At 57.1% G+C, this 16978-nt stretch carries 15 protein-coding genes; 6 read left to right on the forward strand and 9 right to left on the reverse strand.

The window, feature by feature from the left end:
• Nucleotides 1-106: 106 nt before the first annotated feature.
• Nucleotides 107-988, reverse strand: coding sequence for a LysR family transcriptional regulator (locus tag AC007G_RS11340; RefSeq protein WP_032696227.1), 882 nt, complete (start codon nucleotides 986-988; stop codon nucleotides 107-109).
• A gap of 186 nt (nucleotides 989-1174) precedes the next feature.
• Between AC007G_RS11340 and AC007G_RS11345 the strand changes: the two genes are divergently transcribed.
• Nucleotides 1175-1975: a helix-turn-helix transcriptional regulator gene (locus AC007G_RS11345; RefSeq protein WP_046852531.1), complete on the forward strand. Its 801-nt coding sequence runs from the start codon at nucleotides 1175-1177 to the stop codon at nucleotides 1973-1975.
• Between the two features lie 83 nt (nucleotides 1976-2058).
• Nucleotides 2059-2679 carry a LysE family translocator gene (locus tag AC007G_RS11350; protein WP_077267071.1) on the forward strand — a complete coding sequence of 207 codons (621 nt, stop codon included), beginning with the start codon at nucleotides 2059-2061 and terminating at the stop codon, nucleotides 2677-2679.
• A 46-nt stretch (nucleotides 2680-2725) separates the two neighbouring features.
• Here the strand turns inward: AC007G_RS11350 and AC007G_RS11355 are convergent, their stop codons facing one another.
• The 5 genes from AC007G_RS11355 to AC007G_RS11375 form a co-directional block, all read right to left on the reverse strand.
• Nucleotides 2726-5026: an FdhF/YdeP family oxidoreductase gene (locus AC007G_RS11355; protein ID WP_049264372.1), complete on the reverse strand. Its 2301-nt coding sequence runs from the start codon at nucleotides 5024-5026 to the stop codon at nucleotides 2726-2728.
• Between the two features lie 214 nt (nucleotides 5027-5240).
• Nucleotides 5241-6158 (reverse strand): bestrophin family protein, encoded by a 918-nt coding sequence (locus AC007G_RS11360; protein ID WP_032699878.1) that lies wholly within the window; start codon nucleotides 6156-6158, stop codon nucleotides 5241-5243.
• A 346-nt stretch (nucleotides 6159-6504) separates the two neighbouring features.
• On the reverse strand, nucleotides 6505-7461 hold the full coding sequence (locus AC007G_RS11365) for a Dyp-type peroxidase (RefSeq protein WP_047664879.1): 957 nt from the start codon (nucleotides 7459-7461) through the stop codon (nucleotides 6505-6507).
• Between the two features lie 209 nt (nucleotides 7462-7670).
• Complete coding sequence (locus tag AC007G_RS11370; RefSeq protein ID WP_032696230.1) at nucleotides 7671-8540, reverse strand: oxygenase MpaB family protein; 870 nt, start codon at nucleotides 8538-8540, stop codon at nucleotides 7671-7673.
• A 127-nt stretch (nucleotides 8541-8667) separates the two neighbouring features.
• Nucleotides 8668-9099 carry an OsmC family protein gene (locus AC007G_RS11375; RefSeq protein WP_049264374.1) on the reverse strand — a complete coding sequence of 144 codons (432 nt, stop codon included), beginning with the start codon at nucleotides 9097-9099 and terminating at the stop codon, nucleotides 8668-8670.
• A 340-nt stretch (nucleotides 9100-9439) separates the two neighbouring features.
• On the opposite strand from AC007G_RS11375, the gene hpaD reads away from it, so the two are divergent.
• The 4 genes from hpaD (at nucleotide 9440) to AC007G_RS11395 (ending at nucleotide 14213) form a co-directional block, all read left to right on the forward strand.
• A complete protein-coding gene (hpaD, locus tag AC007G_RS11380; protein WP_142630630.1) occupies nucleotides 9440-10453 on the forward strand; it encodes a 3,4-dihydroxyphenylacetate 2,3-dioxygenase in 1014 nt (337 codons plus the stop codon).
• Nucleotides 10454-10541: 88 nt separating this feature from the next.
• Nucleotides 10542-11777, forward strand: coding sequence for an MFS transporter (locus tag AC007G_RS11385; RefSeq protein WP_049264376.1), 1236 nt, complete (start codon nucleotides 10542-10544; stop codon nucleotides 11775-11777).
• A 54-nt stretch (nucleotides 11778-11831) separates the two neighbouring features.
• Nucleotides 11832-13121, forward strand: a complete 1290-nt coding sequence (locus AC007G_RS11390) for an FAD-dependent monooxygenase (protein ID WP_050496797.1) — start codon at nucleotides 11832-11834, stop codon at nucleotides 13119-13121.
• A gap of 45 nt (nucleotides 13122-13166) precedes the next feature.
• On the forward strand, nucleotides 13167-14213 hold the full coding sequence (locus tag AC007G_RS11395; protein ID WP_032687778.1) for an amidohydrolase family protein: 1047 nt from the start codon (nucleotides 13167-13169) through the stop codon (nucleotides 14211-14213).
• Between the two features lie 72 nt (nucleotides 14214-14285).
• Here the strand turns inward: AC007G_RS11395 and AC007G_RS11400 are convergent, their stop codons facing one another.
• From AC007G_RS11400 to AC007G_RS11410, 3 genes are all read right to left on the reverse strand, one after another.
• Nucleotides 14286-15134 carry a DUF2218 domain-containing protein gene (locus tag AC007G_RS11400; RefSeq protein WP_142630629.1) on the reverse strand — a complete coding sequence of 283 codons (849 nt, stop codon included), beginning with the start codon at nucleotides 15132-15134 and terminating at the stop codon, nucleotides 14286-14288.
• Between the two features lie 131 nt (nucleotides 15135-15265).
• The gene (locus AC007G_RS11405; RefSeq protein ID WP_131055495.1) at nucleotides 15266-15646 is read right to left on the reverse strand and encodes a RidA family protein; all 381 of its coding nucleotides are present in this window, start codon (nucleotides 15644-15646) and stop codon (nucleotides 15266-15268) included.
• A 67-nt stretch (nucleotides 15647-15713) separates the two neighbouring features.
• Nucleotides 15714-16892, reverse strand: a complete 1179-nt coding sequence (locus AC007G_RS11410) for a hypothetical protein (protein WP_260612545.1) — start codon at nucleotides 16890-16892, stop codon at nucleotides 15714-15716.
• Between the last annotated feature and the right edge of the window lie 86 nt (nucleotides 16893-16978).

Consider the following 16978-nt stretch of genomic DNA (forward strand, 5'->3'; position numbering starts at 1 on the left):
CCGTCCGACATGGCGGTCAATCGTCATCGCTCAGCGCAGTAAGGCGTTTTCTGCAAAAAGAATGCGCTATTGAGACCCAGTAACGCCCTCCCATCCCCCGGCCCGGTTAATTAAAAATCACCTGCGCATCGGCAAAACATTTTTCCGCCAGCGACGAGACCGGCTGCTGGTTGCGCATGATCAGCGCCAGCATTGACTCCACTTCGGTTTCGGCGATGGGGATAATCTCCAGATTGTCGCTTAACGCCTCCAGACCATTGTTAAGCGGCATAATGGCGCAGCAAATTCCTGCCTGCACTGCCTGGATAATCTGGAAGGTCGAATCGCTCTCAAAAACATATTTCGGCGTTAACCCTTTGCTCTTAAAACTCATCTCAATGGATTCACGGTAATGCATTCCTTTGGTGAGAAAACCAAGCGGTAATGCGGCCAGCGTTTCCCAGCCCGGTGTACCTTCGGCAAACTGAAAATGGCGTTTATCATGCAGCAACCCCATTCGCGTTGCCGGCAGCCGCTTAACGTTGAAAAGCTGGCTATCGACGTGGTGAAGGTAGCAGATGCCCAGATCGAGCTGATTACGGCTGACGCCATCGATAATCTGCTCCGAGGTGAGAGAAAGCAGGCTGAACTGCAGCTCCGGGTACTTCCCGGCCAGCGGTTTAATCAGCTGCATCGGGTTAAGGCTTGCCAGCGGCACCATCCCTACCCGCAGTTGCCCCACCATCTGGCCGCGACAAATCGCCGCTTCCGCCTCCAGCCCGTCATGAGCCGCCAGCAGCGCCCGAGCCCAGGCCAGAATGCGTTCGCCTTCGGCGGTAAACCCCTCAAACCGCTGCCCGCGCTGAATCAGAACAAGATTGAGCTCCTCTTCCAGATTGCGGATGCGCATCGAAAGCGTCGGCTGAGTGATATGGCACAGCGCCGCGGCCTGGCCAAAATGACGCGTTTGATCGAGTGCGATCAGGTATTTGAGCTGTTTAATATCCATGGTTAATCCAGTGTGTTGCCATTCGCTATAGGCGAACGCCGGCGCGATGCAGACACCCCTCGCCCGGTCAAAAAATATGTTAGTTAAATGTTACGTTCAGCATCGGACAAATACAAGCCGGTGCGGCGCTTGCGGAAATGACGATCGCCGGACTACACTCGCACAGAACCCCTTCGGGAGGAGCACATGGCGCCCCGCATCCATCACGTCCAGCAGCATCACTTGCCTCTCCCCGGCCTCGAGGCCATGTCGTTGCTGACCGAACAGCACTTCTCACGCCATGCCCACGAGCAGTTTGGCCTCGGTATTTTTACGCGCGGCGCCCAGCGCTCGTGGAGCCATCTTGGCCAGGTTGACGCCTCGGCCGGGCAGATCATTATGGTCAACCCGGGAGAAATGCACGATGGCGTACCGCTGAACGGTCCCCGCAGCTGGCAGATGCTCTACCTCGATCCGCAGCTCATCGCCGATGAATTTCAGGGCGAGGTCAAAAGTGAGGATATTCTGCTGCGCCCGGTGGTCGATGACCCGCCGCTGCGCCTGCTTATGCAGCGACTGTTCGCTGAAATCACCGCCCGCACGGGCGATGAGACGGCGCTTGAAGAGGTGCTGCTGCTCTGTCTGTTGCGGGCAACCGGCTGCCATCGTCTCGTGCGGACGGCGCCAGTACGTTATTCCCCAACCATCGCGCTGGCTAAAGAGTATCTTGACGATGCGCCGGAGGAAAAAACCTCCCTCGACATGCTCGCGGCGCTGTGCGGCATAAGTCGTTTTCAGCTGATCCGCGGCTTTGCCCGCGAAACCGGCATTACTCCGCATGCCTATCTGGTACAGTCCCGGGTACGGCTGGCGCGTCGGCTGTTAAGCGCCGGGCATGCCCCCGCCGACGCCGCACAGATGGCTGGCTTCGCCGATCAAAGCCATCTGACGCGCGCCTTTCAAAAACAGTTCGGCACCACCCCGGGCAGCTATCACTCCGTCCGCTAACCTCCCCTGCAATTTTATTCAAGACGCGCCCGCGGTGTGGCGAAATACTCAGTGCGACCGATTTCTCTCACAGGAACACCGCCATGTCGTTCATCAGCCCTGAATTTCTACTGACCTCTTTGCTGGTTGTGCTCGCCCCCGGCACCGGGACGCTCTACACCATCGCCACCGGCCTCAGTGCCGGAAGAAGCAGGAGCTTCGCGGCCGCTTTCGGCTGTACCCTTGGTATCATTCCGCATCTGCTTGCTGCCGTCACCGGCCTGGCGGCGCTGCTCCACCGCACCCCGGAACTCTTCGGCGCGATCAAATATCTCGGTGTGGCCTGGCTGCTGTACATGGCATGGACCACATTTGCTCAACGGGGCGAGCTAACGCCAGAGCGCCGTGATGAGGCCGGTTCACCGCTGAAAATCATCACCCATGCTGTGCTGATTAACCTTCTCAACCCGAAACTGCCGCTCTTTTTTTTCGCCTTTCTGCCGCAGTTTATCCGCAGCGATGTCGCCTCCCCGGCGCAAGCGATGCTGACGCTGAGCGGGATTTTTATGCTGATGACGCTTCTGGTCTTTATGTTGTACGGCGCCTGCGCGGCCGCGATGCGCGGCTATGTGCTGACCCGTCCCAGGGTGTTGCAGGGGCTGCGGGTCGCTTTTGCCGCCGGTTTCGTCGGCCTTGGCATCAAGCTGGTACTGACGCCAGAATAGCGAAAGTTCGCTGCCGGCGCTGAGGCCGGCAGCGGGCGCGGGCAGATTAGCGCAGGCCGGAGACCGGCAGAATCTCTTTCGAGCGCAGGGTCAGGCGAATCGGCACGGATTTATAAGAAGGCGTGCCGCTCTCTTCGTCAATATAGTCCAGCGGAACCAGGACATTGGCTTCCGGATAATAGGCGCCAACGGTGCCTGGCGCGATGTTGTAGGCCACCAACGTAATATCCTGCAGACGCAGGTTGCTGTCCGGCAGCGCGGTGGTGATATCCACCCGGTCACCGTGCTCGAATCCCTGACTGGCCATATCCTGCTCGTTCATAAACAGCACGTCGCGACGGCCAAAAATACCGCGGTAGCGGTCATCCATGGCATAGATGGTGGTGTTGTATTGATCGTGGCTGCGCAGGGTGACCAGCCGCAGCACCTCCTCGCCCGCAACATGAACGTTCTCATGTACGCCGTGGAACACCGAGAACATGGCTTTACCGGTTGGCGTTGGCCAGATGCGCTCCGTCGGCGGCAACGGCATGCGAAAACCACCCGGGTGACGAATACGCGCGTTGTAGTTATCAAAACCGGGAACGGTGCGTTCGATCAGATCGCGGATACGGTCGTAATCCGCCACCAGTGAGAGCCAGTCGACTTTAGTGTTGGCCAGGGTCGCCATCGCCATTCCGGCGACAATCGCCGGTTCTGAACGCAGCAGCGGCGAGGCCGGCTTCAGTTTCCCTGACGAGGCGTGCACCATCGACATGGAATCTTCCACGGTGATCGACTGCCGCCCGCTCTCCTGCAGATCCAGCTCGGTGCGGCCCAGACACGGCAGAATAAACGTCTCTTTTGCCACCAGCAAATGCGAGCGGTTGAGTTTCGTCCCGACGTGCACGCTGAGATCCAGCCCGCGCATCGCCGGGAACGCGCGCTCAGGGTCGGGCATCGCGACCGCAAAGTTACCACCAAGACACAGCAGAGCCTTCGATTTGCCCTCGATCATCGCCTGCAGCGCTTTTACCGCATCATGGCCATGTTTCTGCGGCGGCGCGAAACCAAACACCTCCTGCAGCTTCGCCAGGAAGGCAGCGCCCGGCTTCTCGGTAATCCCGACGGTGCGGTTGCCCTGGACGTTGGAGTGACCGCGCAGCGGACAGATCCCGGCGCCGGGTTTGCCGATATTCCCGCGCATCAGCAGCAGGTCGGCGATCAGCCGCACATTTGACGTCCCCTTATTATGCTGGGTGATCCCCATACCATAGGTCACGATCGTGGCGTTCGATTTGGCGTAAGCCTCGGCAACCCGCTGCAGGTCAGCGCGGGTGAGGCCGGATTCGCGTTCGATATCTTGCCAGGAGGTCTTCTGCAAATCGTCGGCAAACGCCGGGAAGTTCTGCGTATGCTCGGTAATAAATGGGCGATCGAGAACGTCACCCTGCTCTTCTTCCATCTGAAGCAGCGCTTTGGCAATGCCTTTCAGCGCCGCCGCATCGCCGCCGGCCTTCACCTGAAAATAGGTGGAGGCGATATTCGTCGAGCGCAAGGTCGCCATCTCGATAACATTCTGCGGGTCGGCAAAACGCTCCAGCGCCCGCTCTTTCAAAGGGTTAAACACGATAATCGGTACGCCACGACGAGCCAGTTCGTGCAGCGTCCCCATCATACGCGGGTGGTTGGTTCCCGGATTATGGCCGATGGAAATCACCAGCTCGGTTTTGTCAAAATCATCCAGCGACACCGTTCCCTTCCCGATGCCGATCGACTGCGGCAGCCCGACGCTGGTCGATTCATGGCACATATTGGAACAGTCCGGGAAATTGTTGGTGCCCAGTTCACGGGCAAACAGCTGGAACAGCCACGCTGCTTCGTTGGAGGCGCGCCCGGAAGTATAGAACTCGACCTCGTCCGGCTGCATGGCGCTGACCACTTCGCCGATACGCGCAAAAGCGCTTTCCCAACTGGTCGGGCGCAGCGTGTCGCTGGCGCGATCGTAGACCAGCGGATGGGTTAACCGACCGTAGCCTTCGAGCTCAAAGTCGCTTTTGGCCAGCAGCGAGGTGACCGTGTTCGCCGCCAGAAATTTCGGCGTAACGCGTTTGCTGGTTGCTTCCCAGGTCACCGCTTTGGCGCCATTTTCGCAAAACTGGAAAGTGGATTTGTGCTCTTTATCCGGCCAGGCGCAGCCGGGGCAATCAAAGCCGTCAGGCTGATTGGTGCGCAGCAGAGTGACGGGCGCTTCCAGGGCATCCATTTGTGTCCGCACGGCGATGGCCGTTGCTTTCAATGCGCCCCAGCCGCCGGCAGGGCCATCATAAGGATGCACGCCAGGTACTGAGCGTCTTTTCATATTCATATCTACTCCAGAATGCGCCGTCGATAAGCGAGAACGACATGCCAAATCACCTTATCCGGGCGATCCGCAACGTGAAAAAGTTCGTCCGCCGGAGAAAGCTGCGGCGGACGTTTTTTGTTAACGAAAGCATAACAATCAGGATCGGAACTGTATAATCAATGTTATCTATCACGCGTTAGATTTAACTTATTTAACAGTTACGCAGAGAGAATCATCAGGTCAGATTGTAGTAGCGGTCAGGCTGCAGCGTTTCCGGCAGCGGGTGCTGTCCGGTCATATCCAGTAGGTTGCGTTCGATGGTGTTGCACATGGCGTTGAGGGGCAAATCGTTCGCCGCGGTACCAAACGGATCTTCCAGCTCTTCCGCCAAAGAATCCCACGAGAGAAAGGTGTACGAGATAAAGACCGACACAAACGGCGTCATGTAGTGCAGATCGCCGACCAGCGCAAAAGGCAGCAAGGTGCAGAACAGATAGACCGTGCGCTGCAGAATCAAGGTGTATGCAAACGGTACCGGCGTGCTGGCCAGGCGTTCACATCCGCCCAACACGTGGGCCAGCTCGTCGAGCTTATTGTCCATCAGCCCATAGGTGATATCGCTCACCTTCCCCGCTTCGCGCAGCTGGCCCAGCTCATGGCCAACCAACAGCAGGATACGGTTGGTCGGCATCGAGCTGCCGAGGATCTCCGCGACGGTATCGGGGGGCAGCAGCCGGTTAAGGTCATCCCCGGGATGGGTTTTACGTAACTGATGTTTCAGACTCCAGCTAAAAGCAATCAGGTAGCTGGCGATTTTTTGATGCGTTTGGTGCTCCGTCGGAAGAATATTTTTCAGCTGACGCATCAAGGTGCGCTCGGCAATCAGTACCGTCCCCCAGAGATTACGGGCCTCGACAAAGCGGTTGTAGCTGGCGCTGTTGCGAAAACCGAGGAAAATCGCGATGGCTATCCCCAGTAAACTAAAGGGCGCCACGGTGAGATGGATACCCAGCTGCTCATACCATTGATAGCTGATGATGGCGACAATCGACATCAGGACGTTAAGCAGCAGGCGAAAAATGATTTTTGACAGCACGGAGCCGTGCCAGTCAAACAGACGAAGGAACCAGTGTTGTTCTGGCCGGATGATCATGGTATTACTTCCTGAACGCCCATTCTGGTTATATACCCGTCATATTTCAAACTGCATCTGCGGTGGTTGCATTCGATCATCCCAGTCACTTACCTGGGCTGCTCTCACTTGCCGCTTTCCTGCAACTCGAACTATTCAGGATATAGAGAATATCTATTAACCGAGTGGATTATTTTATTGGACATACGCGCGACAATGCGGTTGCTATTGACCATTAATTAGCGATGAAATAATGGCCGCGGAATTATGTTCCCTTTTTATTTATCAGGCAATATGCCAGCCGGGCGCGGCGATGAAATAAAGTGCGGGGAAATTGCTTTCCCCGAATTTCAGCAGGGTTATTCTGTTACTGCCGTGACTGATTGCCGCTGCGGGAGGATAACGACGCCATCAGCGTGGCCGACGGTACAAAGAACAGGCTACCGGTCACCGGGCGGCTGTAGTCGAGCAGACGGTCGTAATTGCCAGCCGGGCGGCCGACAAACATGTTTTCCAGCATCTGTTCAATCGGCGCTGGCGAACGGGCGTAGCCGATAAAATAGGTACCAAACTCCCCCATCCCGGGCTTACCGAACGGCATATTGTCACGCAGGATTTTCACCTCCTCGCCGTTCTCCTCAAGCGTGGTTAACGAGCTGTGCGAACAGGAGGGTTTAACGTCGGCGTCCAGTTCAATGTTGCTCATTTTTTTGCGGCCGATTATGCGCTCCTGCTGCTCGACGGTCAGGGCGTTCCAGCCGGCCATATCATGCAAATACTTCTGAACAATCACATAGCTGCCGCCAGAAAAATCGGCATCTTCATCGCCGATGAGGGTGAAATCCGCCGCCGCCCGCCCCTGCGGGTTCTCGCTGCCGTCGACGAAGCCAATCATCGCGCGTCGGTCGAAATAGCGAAAGCCGTGGACTTCATCCACTACCGTCACCGCGCTGCCCAGTTTTTCCATCAGCTGCGCGGCCAGCTCGAAGCTTAGCCCCATATCGTCTGAACGGATGTGCAGTAGCAGATCGCCCGGCGTTGAGACGGCCACGCGTTCGCCGCTGCCGACGCTGCGAAACGGATGCAGCTGCTTCGGCACCGGCTGACCAAACAGCTGAGGCCAGATATCGGCGCCGAAACCGCAGATGCAGGACAACCCGGCCTGGGGCATGCGGGTACCGACCGAGCGTACCACGGCGGCAAAATCATCGCACCAGTCGCGAACCCGCGCGAGACTTTCCGCCGAGCGCGCAACCGTGGCGACGATAAAAATCGCCGTGCGCGGCAGCGGTAAGGTTATAGCCTGAGGTTCATTAATCTGCATGGAGTCCCACCCTATTTGCGAAAATGAAAACGCGCGGCGGATTTAACGCAGCGCCGTTGCTGCATATAACCTATAAATAATGAGGGAATGTCAAGAAATAGAAAAAATTAATCGATATGGCGTCGATAAACAGGCTGGAAATATAAGCGGAGTGGGTATTTTCGCGCTGAATAATGGCCGGGACGGTTTCCGACCAGCGTCGCCGTGGGTTAATTGGCCGCCATCCGCCGCATCGCGCAATGATAGGCGCCGTTGCGCACCGAAGCGCGCAGCACTCTCGCCACGCCGTGGACCGCCAGACGGGCGGTATGCCGTTGTAGAGGGCTCAGCGACAGAGACAGCATCGCTTGCGCCCAGGGCGGCAGCAGATCAATCCCGGCGCGCATCATCAGATGCCCGACGGGCCGGCTCAACCGACCCGGTAAACGGGTCGTCAGCAGCACGGTCGCCACCTCCCGCGTGCGGTCATCGCAGCGCAGACGCGGGCGCATATCGTGTAAATACTCCGCTATCTGCTGCGGGGTTACGGGGATATCCCGCGCCCCCAGACGACGGGCGATCTCCCCCGCCTCGTGGAAATATTGTTCCTGACGGGCCTGAGTCACTACCGTGCGCTTATAGCGCAGATGTGAAGCCATAAAGCTGCTGCATTCGGCCACGTGAACCCAGGTGAGCAGCTCCGGATCGCTGGCCGCATAAGGCGTGCCGTCCTTGTCCTGCCCGCTGACCCGTAAGTGAATCCCCTGCACTTTGGCAATCAGGCGCTCGGCGTCGACGGTGGTGCCAAAGGTGGTGGCGGAAATAAACTGGCTGGTGCGCCGCAGGCGGCCAAAGATATCTTCACGGAAGTTGGAGTGGTCCCAGACGCCAGCCAGTGCCAGCGGATGCAGCATCTGCAAGAGCAGCGCGCTCACGCCGCCGCAGAGCATCGAGGTGAAATCGCCATGCACCTGCCAGATGGCTGACTGCGGGCCAAACAGTCCCGGCTCCCCTTTCGGATGTTCAAAGTCGATCTCTTTCAGCGCCATGCCGGTTAAGCCCAGTACCTGAGCTTCTATCATTCCACGTATGCGGGTCATTGCTGTGCCTGATTCTGTCCGTGACAGCAAAACATACCATTATTCGGCGCCGGACTCATGTGCCAGAGGTGACTTTATCGCTATAAACGGCGGATGGGAGTGCCCGTCGTTAACGGGCACCGGACGATCAAGGATTAAGCTGATAATCGAGGCTAATATCGGCTTTTAACACCTGCGAAACCGGGCAGCCGGCTTTGGCTTTCTGAATGATGCCGTCAAAGACATCGGTATCGATGCCCGGAAGCACAATCTGACTCTGCAATGCCACTTTGGTGATCGCAAACCCGCCGCCGGATTTGTCCAGAGTGACAACGGCCACCGTATCAATCGACGTTGCCGTGTAGCCCTCTTCGCTGAGCATCAGCGACAGCGCCATGGAAAAGCAGGCGGCGTGGGCGGCGCCGATCAGCTCTTCCGGGTTGGTGCCCTTCACCCCTTCAAAACGGGTATTGAAACCGTAGGGCTGCTGGCTCAGCGCCCCGCTCTCCGTCGAAACCGTCCCCTTACCGCTTTTGAGATCGCCTTCCCAGTGCGCCTGACCTTTCTTATGGATTGCCATGTAATCGCTCCTGTTGGTATGTCGAACCCAGAGTATAGATGGTGAGGCGCCTTTCGGCGGTGGATTAGGAAAATCCCCTATAAAACAAAAAATTATCAGACGGCGTCGCCTGTCGTTATTTTTAACACGAAAATGACAATGATTAACATTCGCGCAACAGATCACATTTTCATCATCGCGGCATAGCGAATTTTTTCCGCTCATCTACTATCACTCCATAACACGATATATCGTGATAAAAGATATATCTCAATTGAGCTTTGTCATGATCAGAACAGATGGCCGCAGAGCCGCCACGTATCCGATACCTGTAGCGATGACTGAAAGAGAGAACCCTACAATGCAACAAATCAATGAGATAGTCGGCCAGCCTCCTTTTAACGTGACCCGGGCCAGCCATGTCGTCCTGAACGTACGGGACCTCGAGGCAAGCAAACATTTCTATCGCGAACTGGTGGGCCTGATCGTCAGCGACGAAGATGCCTCCACCGTCTGGCTGCGAGGTCTGGAAGAGCGCGGTCACCACAGTCTGGTGCTACGTAAAAGCGCACAGCCTGGCTGCGCACGCATCGGTATGCGGGTCCACAGTGAAGACGACGTCAAACGGGCACGGGATTATTTCGCCGCCCAGGGAGCGAACGCCGAACTGGTGGAGGTCCCCTGGCAGGGTCTGACGCTGCACGTCAGCGACAGCATCGGCGTGCCGCTGGAGTTCTGCGCGACCATGGAACCGCGCGAAAGAATGTTTAAACAGTACCATCACTATCGCGGCGCCTGCGCTCAGCGTCTCGATCATTACCAGCTGCAGGCCAGTAACGTGCGCACCGCTTTTGACTTCTATCAGCGGCTGGGATTTCGCACCAGTGAATACACCTGGTCTGAACTGGACGGAGAAGAGCAGCTGTGGGGCGTGTGGATGCAGCGCAAAGGCAATCCTCACGATATCGTTTTTACAAACGGCGTCGGTCCGCGTCTGCACCACTTCGCCTATACCATCCCGGATACTAACGACATGATTCGCGCCTGCGATGTCGCCGGAGCCCTGGGCTATGCGCCACAGCTGGAACGAGGCCCCGGACGCCACGGCATCAGCGGCGCGCTGTTTATCTATTTCCGCGATCCGGACGGTCATCGCATCGAATTGTTCAACACCCATTACCAGCATATCGATCCCGAACCTGCCGTCGGTTGGGATCTTGCCGATCCGAAACGGGCCGACCAATGGGGGCTGCCGGCACAAAATAAGTGGTTTACCGAAGCCACCCCCTTCGTCGGCGTGACGCCGCAGCCGCCCGCGCTGCGGGTCGATCCGCCGGACCTTGAACGCTTCCTGGCCATGGCGAACGACGCCTGATATTGCACATCGTTACGCGCTGTACCTCATCGCTCCCGGTACCGGCTACGGTCCGCGAGCAAATTTAACAGCATTCAGGAGTACGATTGTGGCTACATTTTTACAAAATGCTTACCTCAGAATTCTGGTGACCTACGCCCTTGGCGTCATGGCGGCGATGACCGTCAGTGAAGCGGTTACCGAACTGGGGGCCATTGCCAGAGATTTTCATATCACCGGCCACGGCCAGGTGGGACTGGTGATGTCACTCCCTTCGTTGATGGTTGCCCTCGGCGCGCTGCTGGCCGGATATACCGTCGACCGCATCGGCGATCGGGTGGTGCTGCTGATTGGCGCGATAATCATCGTCTCTGGCGATCTGCTGGTGATTGCCGCGCCAACCTTTAAGCTACTGCTCATCTGCCGCGCCATTACCGGCGTGGGCTATGTTCTGACGGCCGTCGCCGCCGTCACCCTGCTTATTCGCATCACCACCGGTAAGCAGCGCACGATGGCGATGGCGCTGTGGTCGACCTTTGTTCCCGCCAGTTTTTTGCTGCCGTTCCTGTCGGCCGGTCTCGCCGACCACTTTGCCGACTGGCGGGCGGCATTCCTCGCCCACTCCGTATTGACTCTGCTGCTGGTGGTACTGGCGCAGCTGTGCCTGCCGCGGCGGAGCGCGGAGGAAAAAGTCATGTTCTCCCGCACCCGTGGCCTGCGTGACGTGCTGAAAAGCCCGCTACCGTGGCTGCTGGGTATCTCCTTCGGCGCCGATGCCTTTCTGCAAACCGGCGTCATCACCACCCTCGCCCCGTGGCTGGCAAAAAGCTACGGCGTGGATGCGCTGGTGGTTTCGCGCTGGAACGTGGTGGCGATGGTCTGTAACGGCATTGGCTGTCTGATGGTGGGCGCCCTGCTCAACCGCGGCGTCAGGGCGACATGGATCGGGGCCTCAGGCATCGTCCTCACCGGGATTCCCGCGCTGGTTATTTTTAGCCTGCAAATAGGGCTGTGGCCGTCACTTGTTGCGTCGTGGATCTTCACCTTCGGCAGCGGATTGCTGGTGGGAATGTGGGCGCTGGCTCCGATCGTCGCTCCCTCTCGTGACAGCATCGGCGCCACCAGCGGGCTGATCACCCAACTGACGCTGATTGGCGTCTTTCTTGGACCGCCGCTGTTTTTCCATGCATTGCAAAACCACACCGGCCACTCGCTCTCTCTGCTGGTGCTGGCGGGGCTGGCGGTCTGTCTGGTCGGCATTCCAGTCTGGCTACGGGATCCGAACCATAAACCGGCGGTTGAACAGCGCGCCCCGGACGGCGCAGCATCAACAAATCGTCCGTGAACTAAGCATGACAGGCCATCGGGCCTGCCGATAAAACAATCTGAGGAAGTCATTATGTTGGATATCGTCATTATTGGTGCCGGTCCGGCAGGGCTGGCTGCGGCCCTGCGACTGCACCAGCAGGGATTTAAACCACGTTTATTCGAAGCTGTTCAGGAAATTAAGCCGCTTGGCGTCGGGGTAGATATCAAACCTTACGCGGTGAAAGAGCTGACCGAACTCGGTCTGTACGACGCCTTCTGCGAGATCTCCGTCGAAGCGCAGGAATCTATTTTTTATACCGGCTACGGCCAGCAGATTTTCGCCGAACAGTGCGGCCGTCACATGGGCTATGAACATGACCAGCGCTTCGTACATCGCGGTCATCTGCAAATGATGCTCTACCGTGCCGTTCAGGAGCGTTTGGGTCCCGATGCCATCACCCTCGGCTGTCGCTGCCTGAGCGTCAGCCAGGACGATCATGGGGTAACCGTCACGTTTGATAACAGCCTGAACCCGGCGGCCCCGCAGCAGGTACGGGCCGACGTGATGGTTGGCGTTGACGGCATTCGCTCCGTGGTGCGCAGTCAGCTGCTCCCGGCCTCTCAGCGTAGTCACTTTTCCGGCCTGACGCTGTATCGCGGCGTCACCGTAATGCCGCCGATCAAAACCGGCGGCTCGATTTTGCACATCGGCGATCCGATTCGTCAGGGCACCCTGATCGTCTACCCCATCCAGGACAACGTCGATGGCCAGGGAAATCAGCTGGTCAACTGGGTGATTGAGCAGGCCGAAAAACCGCAAAGCGAAGAGGACTGGAATCAGGAAACCGGCGTCAAAGAGATTGAGCATGTTTTCGATGATTGCCAGCTCGGTTTCCTGGATGTCAGCGACATGATCCGCCGCGCCCGCGAATGCTATCTCTTCCCGTTGATCGATCACGATCCGCTCGAACGGTGGTCTTTTGGCCGTATCACCCTGTTGGGCGACGCCGCGCACGCCATGTATCCGCGCGGCGGCAACAGCGTTTGTCAGGCCTTTGTCGACGCCCGCGTGCTGGCTGAGAAGCTCAGCACAGTGGCCGATCCGGTTGCGGCGCTGCGGGCCTACGAGGAAGAACGACGCGAGAAGGTGAACTGGCTGGTGCTGGCTTCACGCGGCGAAGGCCCTGAGGTGGTGCGCCGGATTGTCGAAGAGCGCAGCGGCGGGAAACCGTTCGACGATATCGAGGCCATTTTCCCCCACGAAGAGGCGCTGGCTATCTTCAGCGAATACCACGCCAAAGCCGGGATGCGGATTCCCGGAAATAAGGAGAGCGTAGCGCCCGGTAAATATAAGTCCGTTTTTGCCACCGAACAGAAATAGCCCCACACAAACCAACATGACACCAAAAACAAAAGGAAAGAACGCATGAGTAAAATTATCGATGCCAACATGCACTGGCTGCCAGGCGACCTGTTCTCTGACGCCAAACTGTTGAATGCATTTCTGGATTGCGTGCCGAAACAGTACGGGGTCCACACCCGGGTGGAGCAGATTGAAGGCAAACCGCTGCGCCAGCTGATCATCGAACAGCCGAAAGGCTATGTGAACCTCAACTACGCCGAAGGTCAGTACACGCTGGAAAGCCAGCTGGCAGACATGGAAAAAGCCGGCGTCGACCACGCCATTTTCCGTCTTCCGGTATGGCAGGAATGGCTGGATCTGGAGACCTGCAAAAAGGTCAACGACCGCATGGCCGAATACGTTAAGCGCAGCGGCGGAAAAATGTCGGCGCTGGCGGTCGTTCCGCCGTGGGGAACCGAAGAGTGTCTGCGCGAAGTCGACCGCTGCCTGAATCAGCTCGGCTTCCGCGGCGCGCAGATTGTCGCCCATTACGGGCAGATCTATCTCGACGATCCGGCCTTCCGCCCTTACCTCAACTACCTGAACTCGCTGGAAGTTCCGGTTGTGGTTCACCATACGCCGCTGCCGGTGGATTTTAACTCCGTGCTGCCGTACACCAACCAGCGCCGCCAGTTCGGGCGCTGCATCGACCAGGCCACCGCCGTCGGACGCGAATTGTTCAGCGGCATGTTTGACGAGCTGCCGAACCTGCGCTTTATCCACTCCATGCTAGGCGGCGCGTTTTACGCCTTCGCCGATATGCTGGTACCGCCGCAGCATCAGTTCAACGATGCGGTCGACCGTTTCCAGACCGGCACCGGCAATCTGCGCGCGCAGTTAAGCAACAACATCTTCTTCGATACTTCCGGCGCGCCGCAATGGGGTAAAGCTCAGCTGGAGGCCGCGGTGAAGGTGATCGGCGGGAAAAATATTCTCTACGGTAGCTCCTACCCGATTCGCAAGGACTGGTTCTTCCAGGGGGTGGACACCATTCAGAGTCTGGATATTTCAGCGGAAGATAAGGCCAATATTCTCGGCGGCAACGCCGCACGGATGTTCCATCTCGATTAACGATATCGGCCCCGCTAAACGTCAGATTACCGGGGCCAAAAGCGATAAACCGGCAGCCCTCTGCCGGTTTTTTTACGTCCGCTGCCAGCGGATATCTAACGTTTCACGTACCGCTGCTTCCGCCAGATGGCGCTCCACAATGGTTTCCATCTCGGCCAGATCGTCGGTTTCCGTGGCGCTCAACGTAACCTGCAACAGATTATCCTGCACATGCAGCCGGACCTCACCGATGCTCAGTCGAAACTGCCCGCTGTGCTCATCGCTGACAACCGGCGTGCGATGTTGGAAATGGCTGCACAGGCGGCGCATAAATCGCGAAGCATTGGGCGTACTGATGCAGGCGATACTGGTGTGCACGCCCTCTGCCGGAGCCGGCGTGGTCAGCAGATGTTCAATGCGTTCGGCGGCGAGATGAATCGCCTGCGCCAGGCTAACGACCATACCGGCAGGCAGCGGTTCATATTTCAGCCGCAGGCTCAGCGCCCGCTTCAGGTGGTCCATTGCTTCTACCAGCACCGCCGGCGATTCCCGGTTAGCCTGCGGCGCGACCCGCGACTTGAGCATATCCATGACCGCCTGATTAGCCGTCAGCCATGCCCGGCCCTCTTCGGTAATGCTGTAGCGCTTGCGGCCGCCCTTTTCCAGATCGATAACCGCATAGTTGCGGTCATACAGCCAGGTCAGGGTCGGATAGATTACCCCCGGGCTGGGCTTATACAACCCGCCAAAACGTTCTTTAATGTCATGAATGAGTTCGTACCCATGGCTCGGCTGTTCAGACAGCATCGCCAGGAGCAGCACCCGTAGCTCACCGTAATCGAATACCCGCCCACGACGCCCGGACTGACCCGCATTCTGCGGGACAGCCGTCGCGTTGTCGTTACCGGCGGATTTTTTTCCGGAGCGTTGTGTTTGTTCCATCGTCGACTCCTTTATCATCCACTGCAACATAACTAAACTTTAAATATATCTTAAAGAGATGGCGCAGGCCTGAATTTTGTTCGCCAACGGAATAAGCGCGGGAAAGCGGAGAAACGATCGCGAAAAGTGGGTTAAAGGACGGCGATAAAATCACACTGTATGCGAATATTGCCGCTCAGTTTGGCATCGATGGCGTACCTGGCCGGACGCGATGCCGGATCAGGGAAATAGCGGATCCAGTGGCGGTTCACCGTTTCGCGTTCGTTTCTGTCCGCCATCAACAGCGTCAGTCGGGCAATGCTGTCCAGCGTCCCGCCGGCGTCCTCAATCAGCGTTTTGATATGGGCAAACATCAGCGCGCACTGGCCATCAAGATCGTCCGGTACCTGCCGGGTCTGCGGATCGCGGCCATAAATCACACCGGAAAAGACCATATTGCCAATCCGACAGGCGGCAGGCACGGGATTGGCGTGAACAAAGGCCTCGCTGTAAATACTTTTTCTGTTACTCATATTTGTCTCCAGTCAGGATCTACCGCCGGCAGACCCTGATACTCATAAAATGACAATATCGTCACGATTAATATTCACTGTCCGGCATCATCGCGCCGAATTTATAAACCAGGCGTAGACGTTCCGCATGATAATCACCGGTTACCGGTGACGGCGAGTCAATATAGTCAAATTCAAATTCAGCATGTAATCGCGGGGTCAGGTTATAACCCAATATCATAAATCCGGCATTAATATCCTTAGCGGCAATCGGATAATAAATCCCGCTGGAGTCTTTTAAATTCAGACGCGTATAGCCTAATACCGCCAGCGCGTTTTGATTATGATAAACATAGCGCAGCGCCAGCGCGTCGCCGGGCTGATTGCTGGTGATCATCGATGCCAGCGGTTGCCCGGCCTCAATCGGCGTGGTGTCATAAATACCGAAATTATATGGCGCGAAATAGGCGCCATTTAAAAACGCCCCGTCCTTGCTGGGAACATGAGTGGCAATCACCGAGAAACTATGATTACGTGAGCGCACACCCACTCGCGCAGAATAAAGATCGGTGTCGATATTTTTATACGGCCAGGACTGATCCGATGTATCCCATTCATGCAAATACTGTGCGCCGAAAAATGGCGTCCAGTGTCCTACGCTTAGCCCATGTACCGGCAGTTCGCCGCCGACAAAAGCCATCTGCGCACGTTTATCAAAGTGATAATACCAGGCCTCGGCCTGGGCATCGTACAGCTGGCCATAGCGCAGACCGAAGGTGGAGAAACCATCGCTGTCGACCGAGGGAATCGTCGTATCATCGACCTCGGGCGCCCCGGTATCTCCCTTACCAAAGGTATCGGAACTGAAGGGTTTGAAACGATAGATTCGGTAGCCATACAGCTTTAACGGCTGCTTATCCAGCAAAGAGTAATCGCCGCCAAACCCCTCATATAAGGCAGGAATCATGGTACGACCTTCGCCACCGTTGGCGAAAGGCGTATCGAGCGCAATTCGTCCCCCCTGCAAATTAAATCCATAGCCCCGATAGCGCAGATAGGCCTTGCCCAGAACATTGATATTATCCGCCGGCAGATAAATTTCCGTCTTTTCACTGTTATCGGGATTGAGGCCTAAATTCCACGAAGCATAATCTGCGACACCAAAACTAAAACCATAAAGTAACGGGCTGACATATTGAATATCACCGCCAAAGGCGTGCGTTTGTTTATCCGCGACGGTACCGTTAAATTCTTTAAAAAAATGCATAGTTTTGACTTCGCCGTAAATATTCCCTTGCGAAAGCCAGTCGTTGAATGAATCAGAGTCGCCACCCGTGGATACCGTATTTGCGT

It is taken from the genome of Klebsiella sp. CSG-1, from assembly GCF_056521145.1.

Coding starts and splice junctions, on each gene's coding strand:
- AC007G_RS11340 (WP_032696227.1), bottom strand. CDS start 988: ATGGATATTAAACAGCTCAAATACCTGATCGCACTCGATCAAACGCGT.
- AC007G_RS11345 (WP_046852531.1), top strand. CDS start 1,175: ATGGCGCCCCGCATCCATCACGTCCAGCAGCATCACTTGCCTCTCCCC.
- AC007G_RS11350 (WP_077267071.1), top strand. CDS start 2,059: ATGTCGTTCATCAGCCCTGAATTTCTACTGACCTCTTTGCTGGTTGTG.
- AC007G_RS11355 (WP_049264372.1), bottom strand. CDS start 5,026: ATGAATATGAAAAGACGCTCAGTACCTGGCGTGCATCCTTATGATGGC.
- AC007G_RS11360 (WP_032699878.1), bottom strand. CDS start 6,158: ATGATCATCCGGCCAGAACAACACTGGTTCCTTCGTCTGTTTGACTGG.
- AC007G_RS11365 (WP_047664879.1), bottom strand. CDS start 7,461: ATGCAGATTAATGAACCTCAGGCTATAACCTTACCGCTGCCGCGCACG.
- AC007G_RS11370 (WP_032696230.1), bottom strand. CDS start 8,540: ATGACCCGCATACGTGGAATGATAGAAGCTCAGGTACTGGGCTTAACC.
- AC007G_RS11375 (WP_049264374.1), bottom strand. CDS start 9,099: ATGGCAATCCATAAGAAAGGTCAGGCGCACTGGGAAGGCGATCTCAAA.
- hpaD (WP_142630630.1), top strand. CDS start 9,440: ATGCAACAAATCAATGAGATAGTCGGCCAGCCTCCTTTTAACGTGACC.
- AC007G_RS11390 (WP_050496797.1), top strand. CDS start 11,832: ATGTTGGATATCGTCATTATTGGTGCCGGTCCGGCAGGGCTGGCTGCG.
- AC007G_RS11395 (WP_032687778.1), top strand. CDS start 13,167: ATGAGTAAAATTATCGATGCCAACATGCACTGGCTGCCAGGCGACCTG.
- AC007G_RS11400 (WP_142630629.1), bottom strand. CDS start 15,134: ATGGAACAAACACAACGCTCCGGAAAAAAATCCGCCGGTAACGACAAC.
- AC007G_RS11405 (WP_131055495.1), bottom strand. CDS start 15,646: ATGAGTAACAGAAAAAGTATTTACAGCGAGGCCTTTGTTCACGCCAAT.
- AC007G_RS11410 (WP_260612545.1), bottom strand. CDS start 16,892: ATGCATTTTTTTAAAGAATTTAACGGTACCGTCGCGGATAAACAAACG.